The organism is Salicibibacter cibarius (assembly GCF_016495725.1).
Classification (GTDB): Bacteria; Bacillota; Bacilli; order Bacillales; family Marinococcaceae; genus Salicibibacter; species Salicibibacter cibarius.
Window position 1 is genome coordinate 854,767 of sequence record NZ_CP054705.1, and the last position, 20,665, is coordinate 875,431.

The following is a 20,665-nucleotide window of genomic DNA, read 5'->3' on the forward strand; positions in this document are numbered from 1 at the left end:
GGTACAATTACCAAAAGGGGGAGTGAGAATGTATAAAAAAATTCTAGTAGCCGTTGATGGATCTGTCCAGTCTGAACAGGCCCTGGAAAAAGCGATTGCAATGGCTAAGCTTCACGATGCTTATCTTTTCATTGCCCATGTGATTGATCTTCGTAATTTTTCGTCGCATGCCTATAACCAGCAAGGCGTCTTTACTGATTCCGAGACGAAAGAAATGTTGGAAAAATACAAAAATAAGGCTGTTCAAGCGGGAATGAAAAATGTCCAAACCATTCTCAGTTCCGGCAACCCACGTGTCAAACTATCCAGGAATTTATTATCTGAGTATAACATTGATTTGTTGATCACCGGCTCTACCGGACGCAACGCCTTCGAACGCATGCTCATCGGAAGTGTGGCAGAAGCATGCGTCAGGCACGCGCCGTGTGATGTGTTTACGGTTAAGAGTGGGGTAGGGGAGTGAAAATGCCAGATTTCAGTTATCGAAGCTAAAGAATGAGGGTGAAAACATTGTAAGAAATAAACGCTTTATATCGAAAACGAAGAACCAATATTATCACAGAAACATGTGTGTTAGGAAAAAAGATGCTTACCAATTGAATGCAAGCCTTAAATACAACAAAGCGTTAAAGGGACCTCACTACACTCAAGCAAAATATCAGATAATAGACTTAATGTTTTTCTTGCAACATCCGAGAAGTTGTATGCAAAGGGAAATAACGAAGCTATGGATTGCGCGATGGTGTGTAACATAATATTGCATCAGTCGATACAGTAGAAAGAAAAAGCAGCTACCCCTGAGATCTGGATTCTCTAGGTAACCACTTCACTTCAAAAGTGAACGCATATCTCTGCAGGATGGCGTTCTATTGGGAGACCGTTGGTGGGACAGCACCTTCGGTCTTTTTAGTGTATTGCCATGGAACCGCATTGAGTGTGAATTAATCCTGTAGTTCCTCTTCCAATACGAAAAGAATCATGTCATAGTCATGTCCATAGCTTGATTTGGCATCTTCCAGAATCTCCTCGCCTTGATTGTCAAGTTCAAGCTCCTGGATTTCTTCGTAAGCCTCCATTTGCACACGATGATAAAATTTAATCCCATTAAAATCATAACCATATTGGTCAAAGGCTTCTTTTAAAACAGCTTCCTGTGCTTCATTATCAATTTCGAGGGACGCTAATTCCTCATAAGTCTCTGTTTCAGCTTCAATGGTGAACGCTTCCAATTCATCTTCATCATCATCCTCGGCAATAGATTCGGCATATGCTTTTATACCGTCCTCTACTTCAGATTCATCAAGTTTTGCAATGACGTTCGTGAATGATGATGAATCATCGTCATTGGCATCATTATCAGATTCCTCAGCAACATCTTCAGACTCATTGTTATTCTGGTTCTCTTCCTCAGTCTGCTCCTCTTGCTCCACAGGCGAACAAGCCATTAAACCCAACGAAGAAACGAAAGCAATAGCTATTGCTAATGAAAACTTCTTCAACAGAAATCACCCCCTCTATTTTTTGTCCGTGAATTGCAATATTATTTAGTATTCTACCTGAAAACACTATTATGCTAAAATAAGGGAGATCTGTAACTATCGATTACAGTGGCTATAGTACTTAGAATTATTGATGTTAGATTTAAGAAAAGTTGTTACAATGATTGTTAAACATGATCGGAGGAGCAAATGAAAAAGAATATTCACGTTGTTGGCGCAGTGATTGAGCAGGATGGCAAGATTTTATGTGCGCAAAGAGGTGACACAAAAACACTTCCTTTAAAATGGGAATTTCCCGGAGGCAAGATCGAGAAAGGCGAGACACCACAGCAAGCGTTGCACCGGGAAATTACTGAAGAAATGAACTGTAAGATTAACATTGGTGCCCACATTGATACGACGGTTTACGAATATGATTTTGGCGTTGTGCACTTAAGCACTTTTTATTGTAGTCTCGTCGCAGGGACGCCTATATTAACTGAACATGTTGCGATGGAATGGCTGCATCGATCAGAACTTTCGTCTTTAGATTGGGCGCCAGCAGACATCCCCGCCATTGATAAAATAAAAAATCAGTAATAGTAGTGTGATGCTAATTATGGAACATTTTATTGAAAACTTGGAGAGATCATTACATAGAGGATTCATAGATCAACAGTATTACAAGTCAGGAAGCTATCAACCTCAGCTACTTGTGAATAATACAAAGACAAACGAAAATGTTGTAACATCGCTAACTGCAGAACTCAATAGTAGTTATTCATTCCTATTTTCGGTCGCTTTTATAACGGAAAGTGGCCTTGCTTTACTTAAATCACAGTTGTTTGATTTGCAGCTCAAAGGAATAAAGGGCCGGATGTTAACTTCCACGTATCTAAGCTTTAACAAACCCAAGGTTTTTAAGGAATTATTGAAGCTAAAGAATGTAGAAGTGAGATTGACTGATGTTGAAGGATTCCATGCTAAGGGCTATATTTTCGAACGTAAAGATCATTATTCTCTAATTGTTGGGAGTTCCAATTTAACTGCAACAGCATTAAAGGTAAATCATGAGTGGAACATCAAATTGACATCTCACGGAAATGGTGAGATTATTTACCACTTCATGAATCAATTTGAGGAGGTTTGGGAGGAAGCTCATCCGTTAACTGAGATTTGGATTGATACATATGAGCAAGCATATGAGCCGCCCAATTTTCAAAACGAAGTTAATAAAGTACAGGAGTTGCCTGGGTTATATCAAACAAACTCGGTAAGAAAATCTCTTGAAATAGAACCAAATGAAATGCAAACTGCTGCGCTAGATGGAATTCAGCAAGTTCGTAATGCGGGGCATGATAAAGCGTTAATCATTTCAGCCACGGGCACGGGAAAAACTTATCTTGCCGGTTTTGATGTAAGGTCTTTCAACCCAAGAAGAATGCTGTTTATTGTCCATCGGGAACAGATATTATTAAAAGCGAAAGATGATTTTCAAAGGATATTAGGAGGTTGTGATAAAGATTTTGGAGTTATGACAGGTTCTTCTAAACAAGTTGACGGGAAATATATTTTTGCAACTGTGCAGACGCTTGTAAAAAACAGTATTTTACAAGCGTTTGACCCAGAAGCTTTTGATTACATTTTAATTGATGAAGTACATAAAGCCGGTGCCAAATCGTATCAGGATGTTATCAATTATTTCAACCCGAAATTCCTCCTTGGTATGACGGCAACGCCAGAGCGAACAGATGACTATAATCTGTATGCTCTATTTGATTATAATGTCGCTTACGAGATTCGCCTTCAAGAAGCTCTTGAAGAAGATATGCTTTGTCCTTTTCATTATTTTGGTGTTACCGATTTGGAACATAATGGAGCTACTATTGATGACGTGACACTTACTTCGAAACTTGTCTCAGATGAAAGGGTTCACCATCTTATAGACAAAGTCCAATACTATGGGTTTTCTGGAGATAAAGTAAGAGGTTTGATTTTTTGCAGTAAAAGAGGTGAGGCGAAGGAGCTGTCTGCTCAACTGAATGAACATGGCTATAAAACACAAGCTTTGACAGGGGAGGCTGCTCAAAAATCACGGGAGCATTACGTCAGGTCGTTAGAAAATGGGGAACTTGATTACTTAATCACTGTTGATATTTTCAATGAAGGTGTGGATATCCCAGCTGTAAATCAAGTCGTTATGTTACGCGAAACTCAGTCCAGTATTATTTTTATTCAACAGTTAGGAAGAGGTCTTCGAAAGCATGAATCCAAGGACTTTGTCACGATCATTGATTTCATTGGTAATTACGAGAACAATTATTTAATTCCTGTCGCGTTATCGGGGGACCAATCACAGAATAAAGATAATATTCGACGTCGAACGAAGGACACAAGCTATATCAAAGGTGTTTCATCTATCAATTTTGAAGAGATTGCAAAAGAGAGGATCTACAAGTCGATAAATAAAGCGACACTTACAGCGCAAAAAATTTTTAATGAAGCTTTCGTTGAACTAAAGAAACGAATTGGAAGAACACCGCTCTTGCATGATTTTATGTTGAATCATTCAATTGACCCAGTTGTGATCGTTAACAAACATAAAAACTATCATCAATTTTTATTAAAAATGAAAGAAGAGACAGCTGGATTAACCACGTATGAAGAACAAGTATTAACGATGTTTTCCTTAGAGATTTTAGACGGAAAGCGATTGCACGAGGTTATTTTATTAGAGCGCATGCTCCAGTACGGTTCTGTTCACATTGATGATTTTCGTCAAAGGATTATTCAATTGGGAGGGGAGTCCGATGATGACACGATTGCATCTATGCAACGAATATTTGATTTGTCTTTCTTCTCTGCGAAAGATGAAAAAAATATGGTGGAATCCCGCTGATTAACGTATCAACAGAGAACCGGTACGTATGGAATGATGCAATTCATACAAGCTTGAATGAAAATGAGTATTTTCGCCAATTGTTCGTCGATATCATTGAAAGCGCAAAGCGAAAAAACGAAAGCTATGACAATGCTCAACGATTAACGTTGTATGAAAAATATTCACGAAAGGACGCCTGTAAGTTATTGAATTGGAAAAATGACGAAAGCTCAACTTTATACGGTTACAAAACGAAACACCATACTTGTCCGATTTTCGTGACATATCATAAACATGACGATGTTGAAGCAAGCATTAGTTATCAAGAGGCGTTCCTTAATCGAAATGTTCTCCGATGGAGTACAAGAAGCCAACGAACATTAGCATCAAAGGAAGTTCAGGAGATTATTCACGCTGTTGAAAACAATATTAGCCTACACTTATTCGTTAAAAAAGATGATGATGAGGGTAGAGACTTTTATTATTTAGGAGAAGCAGCGTGTGAGAAAAAGAGTGTGGAAGAAGGGTCTATGCTAGATAAAAATGCTAAAAAACTTCCAGTCGTTCACATGAACTTATTGTTGGAAAATCCAGTGGAACGTCATTTGTATGATTATCTCGTTAGCGGGGAGGGTGACGAATAATAGGTCCCTGGGTTTTCCCAGGGATTTTGACTGTCTCGGGTCGCCCCATGTCACCCCAAGTAGATGATTGAATTCAATCAAATAATTTTACAATGAACATGGGAAAAGATTAATTACTACACGACGGGCAGCACATATGAAAAACTATTGCCGTTTGTAGGGGTTGTGGTTTGATTGCCACGACCATGGCCTATACAGATGAAGGTGTTGATACACCTACAGAAAGAACTGGGGAAGAAGGGACAAGTGAAGGAGAGATCGTAAATGACGCACCGAAAATTTATACCGTGAACACGGATTTTGCCGTAGGCCTTTCGGACAACGTTGAAGATTTTGTCTTGCAACCGAACGGGCTTTTCATGTTGGAAAATACCACGTTATCAGATGATGCGGAAGGAGCAGGTTATTAAAGGATGGACCGTGAAACAAACATGACAGCTGTAAATCCTTGAGTGGCTTATCAGCTGTCATGTTATGGTATGGAGATAAGGGATGTGATAATGGAGCAGCCATTCACAATCACTCAAAAAATCTTGCAAATTTCAAAAAATATTATCTACAACATATAACGATTCAATAAATTCATGTTATTCATTAATGCTTTACAATATTTGTTAATCGTAACCTCATCAGCTTTAATGGACATTATGCCGATAACTGTATTCATGAGGTGAGTATGATCTAAATGATTGAAAAGATGCTGCCATGTTTCATCGCGTATGAGGAAATATTCATTCGCATTGATGAGCATGCGTATCTTTGCATCATCTGCATGGTCATGAAAACGATCATATTTCATCTTGTTATTTTCCAAGTCTTCTGTGACAAAGTCTTTTAATCGTTTTAACCCTTCTTCAATAGCAGGGTGAACGCTATCCCCTTCGCGCCATTGGAGAAGATCTTCAAGGTTTTCAATCGTGTAGCGCGTTTTATCATCATGAACCGTGCCGCTGCCCTTACGGAAACGCGATAAAAGTTCATCCAATTCATCGTCATTTTCATTTTGCTCTATCCGAGACTCTTTCAAAACAGGCGCTATATCAATACGATCGCCCAACTTTTTTTGTAAAATAGCGCTGACGTCTTCATATGAAAGGTTTGATTTCATACGTTCCTGGAACCCTGCTGCCCGCAAAAATGTTTTTCCAAATTGGGCATCGACCGTCTCAGGTTCTTCATCATCGGGATCATTGAACGTCAAAGGGATTTCGTTGCTACTTTCATCGGCGCCCCATTCCATAGTCAAAATCGCTTCAGCAAAAACCTTCGGATCATACCGGCAACCATCGTCATCCAGCACACAGATGTCACAAGCGTCTTCGATGCTGAAACCGAGATTCAAAAAACGGCTAAGTTCCATCTTGAAACCAATCTGTTCGATATTGTAATGTTTGAATCCTTTTAAAAAATAAAATCTTATTGTTTCCGGTTGAAAATGTTTCCTGATAACATCTCCGAGATGCACGTCTTCGCCGTGCATCGTCATGGACATGAATGTTTCCAACGCGGCCTCGTTATCATCTGGTAAAATTGCTTTGATGCGAAGCAATAATTTTTCATTATTGGCTCTTTCTGTTAGTTGAATGGGTTTGTTAAGAATGGAGTTCGCCCAGTCAATGGCTTTTTGCATTTGCGCGATGGATATGTCGCCTTTAACCATCGCATGTTTAGGGAAGCGGCTTTCTATTAGACAAGCGATTGCCAGCAAATAGATATGGAAGGGAAACCCTTGCGTCTTGTTACCAAAGACCGTTACGTTGTTGACAGGAATTTCTGTTCCTTCTTGTTCGATTGATTTGACCAAAATATCATTGTGGCCGTCATTACCCCGTGCTTTTTTTCGATAACAGGCAAGATTCCTGAATAGACTAAACGATTCTGCCGACTGCATGGAGGGATAATCTCCGAAGACGTGCCACCCGAGTTGCCGGCGATAATCGTGATCAAAATCCATTTCCAGTTCTTTGGCGCGATGCCCGTATCTCCAAATGACGCCGTGAGTCTCCGTGTCCACTGTGTTATCCAAAAAAGGATAAGCATCAATGAGTTGCAACGATTCTTCATACACGTCTTCCCATTCGTCAGGATCAATCTCATTTGGCAAAATATCCATAAAAATATAGACGCCCATCTTGTTTCCCGCCTTTCTTCGATTTGTTTTTCAGGCTTGGGGAGTTGCACAACAATTCCATCGAATAAATATAAAAAATATTAAGAAATAAAAGGGTCTTTAACCTATGGGGATTAGACATATGGTCTTTTAGTCATTATACCATAAAATAATTATTTGGCGTATGATATTTTCGAAAATGTGAACATTTTGTGCTATAGGCATAAAAATGGGGCTAGGTTCACGCCTTGTTTTGTACTACCTTCAACATTCATTTCCACGGATCAATATCGCTTCTATTCGTCGATTATTCGTTTTTATGTTCCCCAAAATAATTATGAACTGTTGCGAAACCCATGGAAAAATAAAAAGGATGTTGAGCACATCGTGTTTTGTTGCACTTGCGGACTCAGTTGGCGCTCGGCAACCATGATGAGTTCGCAAACCTCGATCCTGAGGACTCATTTGGATCCTGTACAACACAAGGAGTCTTCAAAGCCCAATATTAAGACCTAATCTGATGCTGAGCATTGGGGTCCATTTTATATGCTGGAGGTCTTTTTGGGGGAATTTCTTTTCGCGTTTCAGTCATCCCTTGTATGCCAAGATCTTTGAGACAGCGCAATTAGCTCGAAAATGTGAGATGCACGAAAAACTCCCCGGGCATTCACCCGGGGAGTCAACCTCACACCATCACCTTGCACATATCATTCGTAAATTCCACCGGGTCTTCCACCGGCAGGCCTTCAATCAGTAGGGCTTGGTTGTATAACAAATTGGTATAAAGCGCCAATTTGTCTTTGTCATTGTCGTAAGCGTCTTGCAGGGATTTGAATACGTCATGGTTGACGTTGATCTCCAGGACTTTTTCGGCGCTGATGCCCTGGTTATTGGGCATGCTTTGCAGGACTTTTTCCATTTCAATGGATATTTCGCCGTCTGACGCCAGGACGACGGGGTGGGATTTTAGTCTTTTTGATGCCCGTACGTCGCTCACTTTGTCAGAGATCGCCTCCTTCATGGCAGCGAAGACTTCTTTGTTTTCTTTTTCCTCTTCTTCCGTATTGTCGTCTTCGTTTTCAATGTCGAGGTCGCTGCTTGAGACGGATTTGAATTCTTTTTCCTTGTAATTCATGAGCATTTTGATCGCGAACTCGTCCACTTCTTCGGTGAAGTAGAGGATCTCATACCCTTTGTCAGCAACTAATTCGGTTTGCGGCAACTTGTCGATTTTTTCATAGCTGTCGCCGCTCGCGTAGTAGATGTACGTTTGATCTTCGGGCATGCGGGAAACATATTCGTCCAGCGTGACTAGTTTTTTCTCGGTAGATGAATAGAACATCAACAAATCTTGCAGATCTTCTTTGTTCATGCCGAAATCATTGTAAACGCCAAACTTCAATTGCCGTCCGAAGGCATTGTAAAACTTCTCATAGTTTTCCCGTTCATTTTTGAGCATCGTTTGCAGGTTGCTTTTAATTTTGTTCTTAATGTTTTTCGCGATCGTTTTTAATTGGCGATCGTGTTGCAACATTTCCCTGGAAATATTAAGCGACAGATCTTCGGAGTCGACCATGCCTTTAACGAACCCGAAATAATCCGGAAGCAAGTCCGCGCTTTTGTTCATAATGAGGACGCCGCTGGAGTACAATTCCAAGCCTTTCTCAAAGTCGGCTGTGTAATAATCGGGCGGTGCGCTTTCCGGGATGAAAAGAATGGCGTCGTAACGGATCGATCCATCCACGTTAATATGGATGTGCTTGAGCGGTTTGTCGAAGCCGTATCGTTTTTCGGCATAAAAATTCTCGTAGTCTTCATCCGTTAATTCACTTTTGTTCTTTTTCCAGATCGGTACCATGTTATTGACCGTCTGTTCTTCCTGATACTCTTCGTATTCATCCTCGTCGTCTTCTTTCGGTTGCTGCACGGTGACGTCCATCTTGATTGGATAGCGAATGAAATCGGAGTATTTTTTTATCACTGTTTTTAAGCCTTGTTCTTCAAGAAAATCATCATAATTTTCTTCTTCGCCATTGTCCTTGATTTTCAAAATAATGTCGGTGCCGACGGTTTCTTTTTCATAAGGCTCGATCGAGTAACCGTCCGTGCCTTTGGATTCCCATTTGTACGCTTCATCGCTATCCAAGGATTTGCTGATGACGGTGACTTGGTCAGCGACCATAAACGAAGAATAGAAGCCGACGCCAAACTGGCCGATGATGTCATGCCCGTCTTGCAATTCGGTTTCATTTTTGAACGCCAACGAACCGCTTTTGGCAATAACACCGAGATTGTCTTCCATTTCATCCTTTGTCATGCCAATGCCGGTATCGGAAATGTGCAGCGTTCGGTTCTCTTTGTCAGGCGTCACCTTTATGTAGTATTGATCTTTGTCAAAGGTCAAGGAATCATCGGTTAACGCACGGTAATAAATCTTGTCAATGGCATCGCTGGCGTTTGACATTAATTCCCGTAAAAAAATCTCTTTATGCGAATAAATGGAGTTGATCATCAGTTCCAACAATCGTTTCGATTCTGCTTTGAATTCTGTTTTTGCCATGAAAATGCTCCTTTCAAAAAGTTAGCATTCAGTGGTCTTGAGTGCTAACTTTATTATTTAGCATTTGGGCGTTGCTTGTCAATAGAGCTTGCTGGAAATTGTTAAGGGATGGCCCCTGCTTTATCATAGACAGGCTTAAGTGGTAGAATGGGAATAAAAGAGCGGTTAGTGGAGGAGATGGAAACCCTAGATGTTTAAAATAAACCAAGATAGTTTGCATCCGGATTATATTTTTCAAGCCGTGGACAACCCGCGGACATATACGCGCGGCGAAAATTATTATTACAATGATCGCGTGGGACCTGTGTCTTTTTTTCAGCATGAGAAAACGACAAAAGCTGCGGTCCATGGGTCAAGAAGCTATCAATGCCAAGCGATATTTCAACGCAATGGGGATTTGGACCGATTAAGCTGTTCTTGCCCTGCATTTGATTCCTATGCGGGGATATGTAAACATCTTGTCGCGTTTTTGTTGGAACTTGACGAATTGATGTCTACGGAGGAATATGGACATAAATATGGTGCTAGCCAAGGACATCAAATGATCGATGTTTTTAAAGAGGCGTTTAAGCCTGAAAAGCCAGCTGCTATCATGGAAAAAGATACACTCGATGTTCGTTATGAGCTGGATTGTAACGTCCATCCGTTTTCCGGTATCGTCCAAGACATTTCAGTCCGCCTGCGTGCCGGCGTGAATCGTCCATATGTCGTAAAAAATATTAAACGGTTTATTGACGACGTGCAAATGGGGAAAGACCATTTCTTTACGAAAAAATTTACTTATCAACCGGAAAATCACCAATTGGCTGAAAAAGACCGGGAAGTGTTGGATTTGTTATGGAAAATAAGCAAAAGCGAACCTTCTGCTTATTCCATCTATAGACACGAGCGTGAACTCGACATCCCCGATCTGATGGTTCCGGATCTATTCGAGTTGCTGGAAGGCCGTCACGTCGATATCATTTCGGGGCATGCGTCGGAAACCGTCATGGTCGATGCCTTCCACCCCGACGCACGGCTTGAATTTTTGTTGCAAAAAAGTTCGGACGAAGATGCGGTCGAGCTACATTTAAAGGAAGGAAACCATCTATTTTTCTCTACGGATCATCAGCTTGTGCAAAACGGAGAAAAACTTTGTCGATTGAATCAAGAGCAAGCAACGATTATTCAAAAGCTACTAAGCACCTCGGAGTGGGGCGGGGCATTGACTCGTTTTTCGCCCGAAGACATGGAACCTTTTTGTTCATACGTACTGCCGAAGCTAAAAGAAATCGCGGCGGTTGAAATGGATGAAGCGTTAACGGATGTGATCCGGCAGTATCCGTTGAATGCGAAAATGAAGATTGAGTATAGCGAAGAAGTCCTCAGTGCCCTTGTAACGTTTCAATACGGGGACATGGAGATCAATCCATATGGGGAACAAGGGCACGATGAGGATATAACGGCGATCATTGTGCGCGATGTGGAAACAGAGGCAACGATTGAATCGCTGCTCGATCGAATTCCGTTCACACAATCGGATGGTAAGCTTGTGCTCGATGATGAAGAAGAAATGGCCGCGTTTCTTTTTGAGGAATTGCCACTGCTGCAAGACTATATTGATATTTATACGACGGCGACCGTCAGGCAAATGATCGCTCCCCTCGAGAAAAAACCGAGCGTGTCCCTTTCAACGAACGAGGAAACAAATTGGCTTGATGTTTCTTTTTCCGTGGAGGGCATTCCGTCCGATGAAGTGGAGCAAGTGCTTGAAGCGCTAAAAAAGAATCAGACGTATTATCGCCTTCCGAGCGGAGCTTTTCTTCATCTACAAGGGGAAGAGTTCGGGAACGTAAAAAATGCCGTTGATCATTTCGCACCAGAAAAAGGGACATTGAAAGAAGAAATGAAAGTTCCCCTTTATCAGGCACTTTCCCTGGAGGATGAAAAGGCGCAGTCATTTAAGCTGTCCGCTTCCTTGCGGCAATTAATGAATGATGTCCAAAAGCCGGATTTTGTTGATGCTGATCCTCCGGAAGCGATCAACGCCTCGCTCCGGGAATACCAATTAACCGGCTTTCGTTGGCTAAAAACGTTATCCCATTTCGGGCTCGGCGGAATATTGGCCGATGATATGGGCCTTGGCAAGACGTTGCAAACCATTACGTATTTGCAAGCGTTGACGGATGAAAACCCGAATATGCGGGCGCTTATCATCACACCCGCGAGTTTGAGTTATAATTGGGAAAAAGAATTCCAGCGTTTTGCTCCCGAAATGGATACCGTGGTTATCGCGGGACCGAAAGCGGAAAGACAAAAAAAGTTGGAGCAAAGTTCGGAAGCGCAAGTGCTGATTACATCTTATCCACTCATTCAACGGGAGGCGGATATCTACCAATCCGAACCCTTTGATGCCCTGATCTTGGATGAAGCCCAGGCTATCAAAAATCAAGCGTCGAAGACAGCACAAGCCGTACGCTCGCTACAAAAAGCCAGCGCGTTTGCCCTGACGGGAACGCCGATTGAAAATCGCCTTGACGAACTCTATTCTATTTTTAATACGCTCCTTCCGGGCATTTTAGGATCGAAAAAAGCCTTTAAGGCGATGGAAAACGATGAAATTTCCAAACGCGTGCGCCCCTTTATATTGCGGCGCATGAAAAAGGATGTTCTCACGGAATTGCCTGAAAAGGACGAGCAGGTGCAGTACACGAACCTCACCGATGATCAGAAAAAGCTCTACGTGGCTCAAGTCAATCGATTGGCAAAGGATGTGGATTCGGCCATCGATGGAGATCAATTTCAGGAACAGCGCATGCAAATTCTTGCCGGTTTAACGAAGCTGCGCCAAATTTGTTGCCATCCTCAGCTTGTTTTGCCGGATGAGAGCTATAAATCCGGGAAATTCGAACGGTTATTGGAATACGTGGATGAAGGGCTCGCTTCAGGACGGCGCATGGTCATCTTTTCCCAGTTTACATCGATGCTTTCCATGATCCGGGCGGCTTTTGACGAGCGGGGCTGGTTGTATCATTACTTGGACGGCCAAACGCCTGCAAAGGACCGGCTTGCGCTCACCGAACGTTTTAATGAAGGGGAACACTCCCTCTTTTTAGTGTCGATGAAAGCCGGTGGCACTGGTTTGAATTTAACCGGCGGCGACACCGTTATCCTTTTTGACACGTGGTGGAACCCGGCCGTGGAGCAGCAAGCGGCGGATCGCGTCCACCGCTTTGGGCAAGAGAACAATGTTCAGGTGATTAAATTGATTACATCTGGAACGATTGAAGAAAAGATGCTGGAGATGCAAGAGCAAAAAAAAGCGCTCGTGGAAGAAGTCATCCAACCGGGCGAGCAACAGCTCACGAGCTTACGGCCGGAAGATGTGAAAGAGTTATTGAGCGTGTGAAAGGTAGCCCCTTGCCGGTTTGGCGAGGGGCTTGGCCGTTAGAGACACGAGTGGGGCAGGAGATCGGGTGCATGGAGGGTGAAGACGGGGGAACGTTACACGTTTGGGCGCCGGTGGGGCATGGAGCCCGAAAGTCGGCTATCCCCGCGATTTCGGTCGTCATGAATGGGTTATGGAGCCCGAAAATTAGCGAGTCCCGCAAATTCGGTCGTCATGAGCGGGTTATGGAGTCCGAAATTGAGTTGACACCGCGATTTCAGTCGCCATGAATGGGTCATGGAGCCCGAAACTGATCCACCCCCCACACCCACGGTCGCCATGAACAAGCCGCAAGCAAGAATAATGGTCCGCCGGTCACTCTTCTCGAAACAATTCTTTCTCGCGCCATTTTCCGAACCGATAATACAGGTAAGCAGCCAAACTGCCCAGCATAAAGCTTACGCCCATGCCAAACGCGATGCCTATATCCCCGAATAAACTTGAGAACAAATTCGTCAGGGGATAACGCAATACCCAAAAAGAGATGATATTCAACACGAGCACTTGATACATCGCGCCCGATGCACGCACGATCCCGTTCAAAACAAAATTAATGCCGAGAAACGGATAACATAGCGCGACGATTTGCAAATATCTCGTGCCAAACGCCACAGCTTCCTCGTCCTGGATGAACATTTGGATGCCGTACTCGGCGAAGATGACAATAATCAAGCCGATCCCGATCATTACGGCAAAATTATACATTACTGCATATTTTGTGATCGCGGTTACACGCGACCAATATCCAACGCCGATGTTTTGCCCGGCCATGCTGTTCACCGCTGTTCCGAGCGCCATTGCCGGAAGCATGATCAAGCTATCCAACCGTTGCGCAGCGCTAAAACCGGCGACGACATCTTCTCCGAATGTCGTAACTACACTCATAATCGCAGCCACACCTGCGGAGATGACGGCCATCTGCAGCCCCGAAGGAATGCCAAGGTTCAAAATTAAACCGACTTCTGTTTTTTTAGGCAAAGAGGGAATGGTAAAAGGTGCAAGCCCCCGACGCAGCACAAAAAACAACCCATATAGAAACGCGCTCCCTTGTGAAAGGATTGTCGCGTAAGCCGCGCCTTCAACCCCCATATTAAATCCGGTAATGAAGAGCGGATCCAACACGATGTTTAACAGGACGGCAATAATGACAAACCGTATCGGGGTTTTGCTGTCGCCCATTGCCCGTAACGTCGTCGCGATAAAGTTGTATCCGAAAAGAAAGATCATCCCGAGAAAATTAATCTGCAAATAGGCAGTGGCGGGTGCCATCATGCTTTCCGGCGTGCCAAGCAATCGTAAAAGTTCCTCGGCAAAAAAAGAGCCCGTAAGCCCGAGCGATAATGATAAAATCGAGAGCACAACGACAAAAGCGTTAAGGTAACGGGTGAGCCCTTTTTCGTTTTCTTGCCCTTTTTGTTGGGAAAGAATCGTCAATGACGCGTTATTTAATCCGATCACAAACGACAGCATCGTGAAAATGATCGTACTGGAAACCGCCACCGCGCCTAACGCGGTTTCGCCAAGCAAATTCCCTACCCACAGACTATCGGTAAACTGAAAGGATGTTTGCAAAAGATTCGTAAGCATGATTGGTCCGGAGAACACAATCAGCGGTTTAAGTATTTTTCCTTGGGTAAAATCCTGTTGATTGCTCATACGCGGTATCCTTTCAGCTTTTGCTAAATATTTATTTTATCATAAGGAACGAGTGAAGGCAGAACCGACAAACTTGTGCATGAAATGTCGGGCAAAAAGCGCCATTAATCGGTAACCTTCACATAGGGGAGGTCATTCACATGGATGCTTTGAAAATGATGAACGAAGCAGTCAACTATATTGAAAATCACTTGACGGAGACGGTTGATTTCGATGAAGCAGCGAGAGTCGCTTGCTGTTCCCGGTATCATTTTCAACGGATGTTTTCTTTTCTCGCCGGAGTTACGTTGTCCGAATATATCCGCCGCAGACGATTGACGTTGGCTGCTTTTGAGTTGGAGAATGAGGACACAAAAATCATTAATATCGCGATGAAGTATGGCTATCATTCGCCTGATTCTTTTGCCAGGGCGTTTCAAAGCCAACATGGGGTTACACCAACGGAGGCGAGGCGAAAAGGCACTTCTTTAAAAGCATTCCCGCGGATGACCTTTCAATTATCTGTTAAGGGAGGTACGGAAATGAATTATCGGATTGAAGAAAAAGCGGCTTTTCATGTCGTGGGGAAGAAGAAAAAAGTGAACCTGATCTATCAAGGTGTAAACCCGGAAATTGCCGAGTTTACGCGGAGTATAAGTGATAGAACCTTTAACCAAATAGGATCACTCTCCGACCAGGACCCTACGGGGCTGCTAAGTGTATCCGCTAATTTCACGGAAGATCGATCGAAAAAAGGGCAATTGGATTATTATTTGGCGGCAGCTACCACGAAACAAGCCCCTGAAAACCTGGAGCGGCTCGATATTCCTGCACTTACGTGGGCGGTGTTTACCGTTGAGGGGCCATTCCCGGATGCCCTTCAGGATGTATGGGGACGCATTTTTTCGGAATGGTTTCCTTCATCAGACTATGAACTCACGGATGGCCCGGAAATCCTCTGGAACGAGGAGGACGCGGAGGAAGGGAGCACAGTAAAAAGTGAAATATGGATTCCGGTGGCGAAAAAATAAGGAGAAGACCTTGTTTTCAGGGTTCTCTCTTTTTTTTAAAATGGAAATTTTGTCTGATAAAAATGTTCCCCAGAAGATGGCAGCTGCAACAGGGTTGTAAGCTGTCCTCTTTTCTAATGGCTTTATTTTCGTGTACCATTCCATTATCCTTACTTTAGAAGGAAGGGGAAAGAGATGAAACAAATATATAGCGATATCCTCCAATTTCGCGGTAACCACTATACGTTCGGATACGACCAAGGGGAGAAGCTGAAAAATTCTTTATCCGTCAAAAATCGGGAAAACCAATGGAAGGTTCGTACGCCTAGGTTTAACATAAATATCGGAGAAGCAAAAGAAGCGATTCGTGCATTTGCCCCGGGGGTATGGGATGAATTGCTCGGTCTGCAAGATGCATTGGAATGGCCGCTGGAGCGTGTGCTGCAGGAGTATGGCGGTTATCGGGTGAATAGTTCGCCTTCGGGTTGTTCGGTGCTCGCCGGAAAGAGTTATCTCATCCGTAATTACGATTATCACCCTAAGACCTACGACGGCCGTTTTCTTTTTTTCCAACCTACGGATCAAGGGTATGCAATCGCCGGTCCGAGCCAGCGGATCACCGGGCGGATGGATGGTATCAATGAAAAAGGACTCGTCATGGCTTATAACCTGACGAACCGAAAAAAGCCGGGTGCTGGGTTTATTTGCAGCATGATCGGGCGTTTGCTTTTGGAATCTTGCGCGGACGTAACAGAAGCGGTAGAGATGGCAAAAGAAATTCCTCACCGCCATTCGTTCAGTTATCTCGTTTATGATCCGAAGGGAGAGATGATGGTCGTTGAAGCCTCACCTCGGGGTGTGAATGCGAGGCAGGCAACGGCGTGCACGAATCATTTCGACATCCAAACGGGGGAAAATCGCTTTCATCTTGATGATTCCAAACAGCGGCTGGACACGCTAAATAATGCCAATCTCAATGCCCGCGATGCTTTCCGGTTATTGAATGATACGAACCAGCCCATTTTTTCCGAACGTTATAAAAGCTGGGCGGGAACGATCCATACGTCTGTCTATTTTCCAAAGGAGAGAAAAATTTGGATCACTTTGGGCGGTGACCGCGAACCGGCAGTCTTTGATTTTGCAAGCTGGCTGGAAGGTGAAGACGTAACTCCGGATCGACTCACCGGAGAGGTAGACACGGATTTGCCATTTTTGCATATGGACGAAGGGGCCGATTGGTTTAGGAAAAAGTAAATGAGTGGACAATCTGTTCATTTGTTATAAAATAGGCATGGAAGAAGAAAGAGGTGCCAATGTTGATCGACGTGCAAAACTTAAAAAAATCCTATAAGTCTTTTCAAGCCGTTAATGATAGCAATTTTCATGTGAAGGAAGGAGAGATCTTCGGGTTCCTGGGCCCTAACGGAGCGGGCAAAAGCACGACGATTAACATTTTATCGACGATGCTGCAGCCGACGGGCGGATCTGTGACTATAAACGGTTATGATGTGGTGAAGGATCAAAACCGTGTGCGGGAGAGCATCGGCATTATTTTTCAGCAAAATACATTAGATGAAAAGTTAACCGCCAAAGAAAATTTAAAGCTTCATTGCAAATTTTATGGCGTACCCCGCTCAAAGCGAAAAGCGCGTATTCGTGAGGTTTTGGAAATCGTGGATCTTACCGATAGCCTCAATCTGCTCGTCGAGAAATTTTCCGGCGGTATGCAGCGACGGCTGGAAATCGCCCGCGGATTGCTCCATTATCCGAAAGTGCTATTTCTCGATGAGCCGACCGTTGGATTGGACCCGCAAACACGGGCGCATGTATGGGAATACATATTAAAGCTGAAGGAAAAAGAAAACATTACGATGTTTTTAACGACGCATTACTTGGACGAAGCGGAAATCAGCGACCGAATCGCGATTATGGATCACGGAGACATTATCGCCATCGATACGCCGAAAAGTCTTAAACAACAGCTCGGCGGAGATATTATTGAAATTACGACGACGGATAATGAAACCGCGATGGAAGAGATCGATGCTGCGTTTGAAGTGATTGATTTAACGCTAAAAGATGGCGTCATCCACTGCAAAGTTGAAAACAGCGATGCTTTCGTTTCTGAGTTCATTAAAACGTTGCAAACCCCGCTCACGGGCTTGGATATTCGCAAACCAACATTAAATGATGTTTTTCTCTCCTTCACAGGGCGGGAAATCCGAGATTAACCAGGAGGGAATTGTTCGTGGAAGGCATTATCGCCATTTGGCAAAGAGATATGATTAAGTTTTTTCGAGACCGTCCACGTATGATCGGCTCCTTTTCGATGCCGATTTTATTTTTGATCGTTTTTGGGGTTGGCATGGGCGGTGCCATGGAGTCATTAGTTACAGCTGGAACCGGCGCGGAAGATTTTAATTACGTCGAATTTATTTTTCCCGGCATCGTATCGATGACCCTCCTCATGACCTCTATTTTTTCCTCGCTTTCGGTGATTCAGGACCGTGATTTCGGGTATATGCGCGAGATTCTCGTGTCGCCGGTTTCCAGAGTCAATGTCGCGATCGGGAAAATGTTTGGGTCCGCCTCGGTTGCCTTTGTGCAAGGGGTTATGATGTTGGTGCTCATGCCATTTCTCGGCATGCGCATCGATATTGTGTCTTTTCTACAGTTGTTGCCGGTCATGTTTATGATCGCTTGCGCATTTGCTTCCCTTGGGTTGTTGGTCGCAAGCCTCTTGAACTCGATGCAAGGGTTTCAACTTGTCGTCAATATTTTGGTCATGCCGATGATTTTTATGTCCGGTGCCTTGTTTCCATTGAATAACATGCCGGCGTGGGTGGATTTTCTCGTTACGTTGAACCCGGTCACCTACGGTGTGGATTTAATGAAACATATTATGATTGATGTGGAGAATTTGAGTGCGATGGTGCGGGAAGAAATGGGCTTGAACCTCACATTTTTCGGGCAGCCGGTGACCACCGCCGGAGAAGTGATCTTTTTACTCGGGTTCACCGCCTTATTAATCTTTTTAGCGACACTTACGTTCAGGCGTAAGAATTGATGGGATAGGGTCATCTTTCTAGCCCTTCTCATCATGCTATAATAGACGTATAAAAAACAGAAGATGGTGATCTTATGCATCTATCCGAAGACTATTATAATGATTTGCTTGTGAGGATGGCCCATCATTCCTCAGCCATAGAAAACAATACGATATCTTTGCCTGAATCTGTATCCATTCTTTTGTATGATACCGTACCTGCAAAAAAATCATTAAGAGAAGTTTTTGAAATATTGAACCACAGAAAGGCGTTTGAGATTCTGCTTGATCATGTGAAGCAAACGGAAGATTACGTTTCCATTGTTTGTGAGCTGCACGCAAAACTATTGGATCGCCTACATCACGAAAGAGGTTCATTTAAAAAAGCTGAAAATGCTATTCTCGGCGCAGACTTTCAACCAACACCGCCTTCTCAAGTTTATCTGGCGATGAGACAATGGCATGATAATATTGTCTATCGGGAAAATAATGCTTCTTCAGCTCAAGAGATCATCGATATAGCGGCTTCTTCCCATCTGCAATTTGAGCGCATCCATCCATTTGCAGATGGAAATGGACGCGTGGGGCGAATGTTTATTATTTTTCTTTTGTTGAAGTACGATCTTCCTCCGATAGTCATTGAGAAATCAGATAAGGAACGGTATATTTTTTTATTGGCGAATCAGGATGAAGAGGGACTGGCCTCTTTGTTTTCTGAAAAAATTACTATAGAAAAAGACAAACAGAAAAAGTTTGCAAACAAAGAATGAATCGTTCCTATGCATCAGACAGCTGCTCGGAATTACAAGTAATCCCTCAAACGGAGGTCGAGTCGCTCTGAGAGGAACAAGAGAAGCAAAGTAATCCCTCAAACGGAGGTCGAGTCGCTCTGAGAGGAACAAGAGAAGCAAAGTAATCCCTCAAACGGAGGTCGAGTCGCTCTGAGAGGAACAAGAGAAGCAAAGTAATCCCTCAAACGGAGGTCGAGCTGCTCTGAGAGGAACAAAAGAAGGACAGTAATCCCTCAAACGGAGGTCGGGCTACTCTGAGAGGAACAAAAGAAGGACAGTAATCCCTCAAACGGAGGTCGGGCTACTCTGAGAGGAACAAAAGAAGGACAGTAATCCCTCAAACGGAGGTCGGCTACTCTGAGAGGAACAAAAGAAGGACAGTAATCCCTCAAACAGAGTTCGGGCAGCTCTGAGAGGAACAAAAGAAGGACAGTAATCCCTCAATCAGAGTTCGAGCTGCTCTGAGAGGAACAAAAGAAGGACAGTAATCCCTCAAACGGAGGTCGGGCTACTCTGAGAGGAACAAAAGAAGGACAGTAATCCCTCAAACAGAGTTCGGGCTGCTCTGAGAGGAACAAAAGAAGGACAGTAATCCCTCAAACAGAGTTCGGGCTACTCTGAGAGGAACAAAAAACCTTGGCATGATTAGCCAGAGGCCGTGTATCACAGGAAAGTGTATCATTCATTTTAAAACGTAGCACTAGTACAGCCTGTCGGAAATAAGCGATCACACCGACGACCGGAAGACCGGATTAGGGCTTCAAACTGGGGTTAGTGATCGATTGGATTTAACTTCCACAGCCCGAGTTAAGGCATCAAATGCTAAGTATAAGTAAAACTAAGGCTTCCGCTATAAGGACTTGGCGGAAGCCATTTTTTTCTAAGAAGTAGGATTCCCCGGTCTCCATGAAACGGTTCATGGTGACCGAAAACGAAAGCCAATCGCTCGTTCGGTCGCCATGAGGCAGCCATGATGCCCGAATTCTTTCGATACAAGCCTTTTCGGTCATCATGAAGCGGCTATGACGCCCGAACGCTTTCGATTCAGGCCATTACGGTCGTCATAAAACGGCTATGGCGCCC

General features: G+C 43.6%; 14 protein-coding genes and 1 pseudogene. 11 read left to right on the forward strand and 4 right to left on the reverse strand.

Annotated features, from left to right (window positions below):
• The first annotated feature begins 28 nt into the window (after positions 1 to 28).
• On the forward strand, positions 29 to 463 hold the full coding sequence (locus HUG15_RS04395) for a universal stress protein (RefSeq protein WP_200127352.1): 435 nt from the start codon (positions 29 to 31) through the stop codon (positions 461 to 463).
• 478 nt (positions 464 to 941) lie between these two features.
• On the opposite strand, the gene HUG15_RS04400 is transcribed toward HUG15_RS04395, so the two are convergent.
• A complete protein-coding gene (locus HUG15_RS04400; RefSeq protein WP_200127354.1) occupies positions 942 to 1,499 on the reverse strand; it encodes a hypothetical protein in 558 nt (185 codons plus the stop codon).
• A 189-nt stretch (positions 1,500 to 1,688) separates the two neighbouring features.
• Here HUG15_RS04400 and HUG15_RS04405 point away from each other — a divergent pair, with 189 nt between their 5' ends.
• The 3 genes and pseudogenes from HUG15_RS04405 to HUG15_RS04415 all read left to right on the forward strand — a co-directional run bounded on the left by HUG15_RS04405 (position 1,689) and on the right by HUG15_RS04415 (position 5,413).
• The gene (locus HUG15_RS04405; protein ID WP_200127356.1) at positions 1,689 to 2,078 is read left to right on the forward strand and encodes a (deoxy)nucleoside triphosphate pyrophosphohydrolase; all 390 of its coding nucleotides are present in this window, start codon (positions 1,689 to 1,691) and stop codon (positions 2,076 to 2,078) included.
• Positions 2,079 to 2,097: 19 nt separating this feature from the next.
• Positions 2,098 to 5,003: pseudogene (locus HUG15_RS04410) on the forward strand (DEAD/DEAH box helicase).
• Between the two features lie 170 nt (positions 5,004 to 5,173).
• Positions 5,174 to 5,413, forward strand: coding sequence for a hypothetical protein (locus tag HUG15_RS04415; RefSeq protein WP_200127358.1), 240 nt, complete (start codon positions 5,174 to 5,176; stop codon positions 5,411 to 5,413).
• Positions 5,414 to 5,559: 146 nt separating this feature from the next.
• Here HUG15_RS04415 and HUG15_RS04420 read toward each other — a convergent pair whose 3' ends face one another.
• Positions 5,560 to 7,134: a hypothetical protein gene (locus tag HUG15_RS04420; protein ID WP_200127360.1), complete on the reverse strand. Its 1,575-nt coding sequence runs from the start codon at positions 7,132 to 7,134 to the stop codon at positions 5,560 to 5,562.
• A gap of 664 nt (positions 7,135 to 7,798) precedes the next feature.
• Complete coding sequence (htpG, locus tag HUG15_RS04425; protein WP_200127363.1) at positions 7,799 to 9,673, reverse strand: molecular chaperone HtpG; 1,875 nt, start codon at positions 9,671 to 9,673, stop codon at positions 7,799 to 7,801.
• Positions 9,674 to 9,863: 190 nt separating this feature from the next.
• On the opposite strand from htpG, the gene HUG15_RS04430 reads away from it, so the two are divergent.
• Positions 9,864 to 13,061, forward strand: coding sequence for a DEAD/DEAH box helicase (locus HUG15_RS04430; RefSeq protein ID WP_200127365.1), 3,198 nt, complete (start codon positions 9,864 to 9,866; stop codon positions 13,059 to 13,061).
• A 71-nt stretch (positions 13,062 to 13,132) separates the two neighbouring features.
• Entirely contained in the window at positions 13,133 to 13,330 is a 198-nt protein-coding gene (locus HUG15_RS04435) for a hypothetical protein (RefSeq protein ID WP_200127367.1), read from the forward strand.
• A gap of 85 nt (positions 13,331 to 13,415) precedes the next feature.
• On the opposite strand, the gene HUG15_RS04440 is transcribed toward HUG15_RS04435, so the two are convergent.
• Positions 13,416 to 14,756 (reverse strand): MATE family efflux transporter, encoded by a 1,341-nt coding sequence (locus HUG15_RS04440; protein ID WP_200127369.1) that lies wholly within the window; start codon positions 14,754 to 14,756, stop codon positions 13,416 to 13,418.
• A gap of 140 nt (positions 14,757 to 14,896) precedes the next feature.
• Here HUG15_RS04440 and HUG15_RS04445 point away from each other — a divergent pair, with 140 nt between their 5' ends.
• From HUG15_RS04445 to HUG15_RS04465, 5 genes are all read left to right on the forward strand, one after another.
• The gene (locus tag HUG15_RS04445) at positions 14,897 to 15,766 is read left to right on the forward strand and encodes an AraC family transcriptional regulator (RefSeq protein ID WP_200127371.1); all 870 of its coding nucleotides are present in this window, start codon (positions 14,897 to 14,899) and stop codon (positions 15,764 to 15,766) included.
• Between the two features lie 174 nt (positions 15,767 to 15,940).
• Positions 15,941 to 16,999: a C45 family autoproteolytic acyltransferase/hydrolase gene (locus HUG15_RS04450; protein ID WP_200127373.1), complete on the forward strand. Its 1,059-nt coding sequence runs from the start codon at positions 15,941 to 15,943 to the stop codon at positions 16,997 to 16,999.
• A 59-nt stretch (positions 17,000 to 17,058) separates the two neighbouring features.
• Positions 17,059 to 17,976 carry an ATP-binding cassette domain-containing protein gene (locus tag HUG15_RS04455; RefSeq protein WP_425504028.1) on the forward strand — a complete coding sequence of 306 codons (918 nt, stop codon included), beginning with the start codon at positions 17,059 to 17,061 and terminating at the stop codon, positions 17,974 to 17,976.
• Positions 17,977 to 17,993: 17 nt separating this feature from the next.
• Positions 17,994 to 18,812, forward strand: a complete 819-nt coding sequence (locus HUG15_RS04460) for an ABC transporter permease (RefSeq protein WP_200127377.1) — start codon at positions 17,994 to 17,996, stop codon at positions 18,810 to 18,812.
• A 74-nt stretch (positions 18,813 to 18,886) separates the two neighbouring features.
• The gene (locus tag HUG15_RS04465; RefSeq protein ID WP_200127384.1) at positions 18,887 to 19,561 is read left to right on the forward strand and encodes a Fic family protein; all 675 of its coding nucleotides are present in this window, start codon (positions 18,887 to 18,889) and stop codon (positions 19,559 to 19,561) included.
• Positions 19,562 to 20,665 lie beyond the last annotated feature (1,104 nt).

What these genes read in the sequence shown, in the direction of transcription:
- HUG15_RS04395 (WP_200127352.1), top strand. Translation starts at nt 29, where the DNA reads ATGTATAAAAAAATTCTAGTAGCCGTTGATGGATCTGTCCAGTCTGAA.
- HUG15_RS04405 (WP_200127356.1), top strand. Translation starts at nt 1,689, where the DNA reads ATGAAAAAGAATATTCACGTTGTTGGCGCAGTGATTGAGCAGGATGGC.
- HUG15_RS04420 (WP_200127360.1), bottom strand. Translation starts at nt 7,134, where the DNA reads ATGGGCGTCTATATTTTTATGGATATTTTGCCAAATGAGATTGATCCT.
- htpG (WP_200127363.1), bottom strand. Translation starts at nt 9,673, where the DNA reads ATGGCAAAAACAGAATTCAAAGCAGAATCGAAACGATTGTTGGAACTG.
- HUG15_RS04430 (WP_200127365.1), top strand. Translation starts at nt 9,864, where the DNA reads ATGTTTAAAATAAACCAAGATAGTTTGCATCCGGATTATATTTTTCAA.
- HUG15_RS04435 (WP_200127367.1), top strand. Translation starts at nt 13,133, where the DNA reads ATGGAGGGTGAAGACGGGGGAACGTTACACGTTTGGGCGCCGGTGGGG.
- HUG15_RS04440 (WP_200127369.1), bottom strand. Translation starts at nt 14,756, where the DNA reads ATGAGCAATCAACAGGATTTTACCCAAGGAAAAATACTTAAACCGCTG.
- HUG15_RS04445 (WP_200127371.1), top strand. Translation starts at nt 14,897, where the DNA reads ATGGATGCTTTGAAAATGATGAACGAAGCAGTCAACTATATTGAAAAT.
- HUG15_RS04450 (WP_200127373.1), top strand. Translation starts at nt 15,941, where the DNA reads ATGAAACAAATATATAGCGATATCCTCCAATTTCGCGGTAACCACTAT.
- HUG15_RS04455 (WP_425504028.1), top strand. Translation starts at nt 17,059, where the DNA reads ATGTTGATCGACGTGCAAAACTTAAAAAAATCCTATAAGTCTTTTCAA.
- HUG15_RS04465 (WP_200127384.1), top strand. Translation starts at nt 18,887, where the DNA reads ATGCATCTATCCGAAGACTATTATAATGATTTGCTTGTGAGGATGGCC.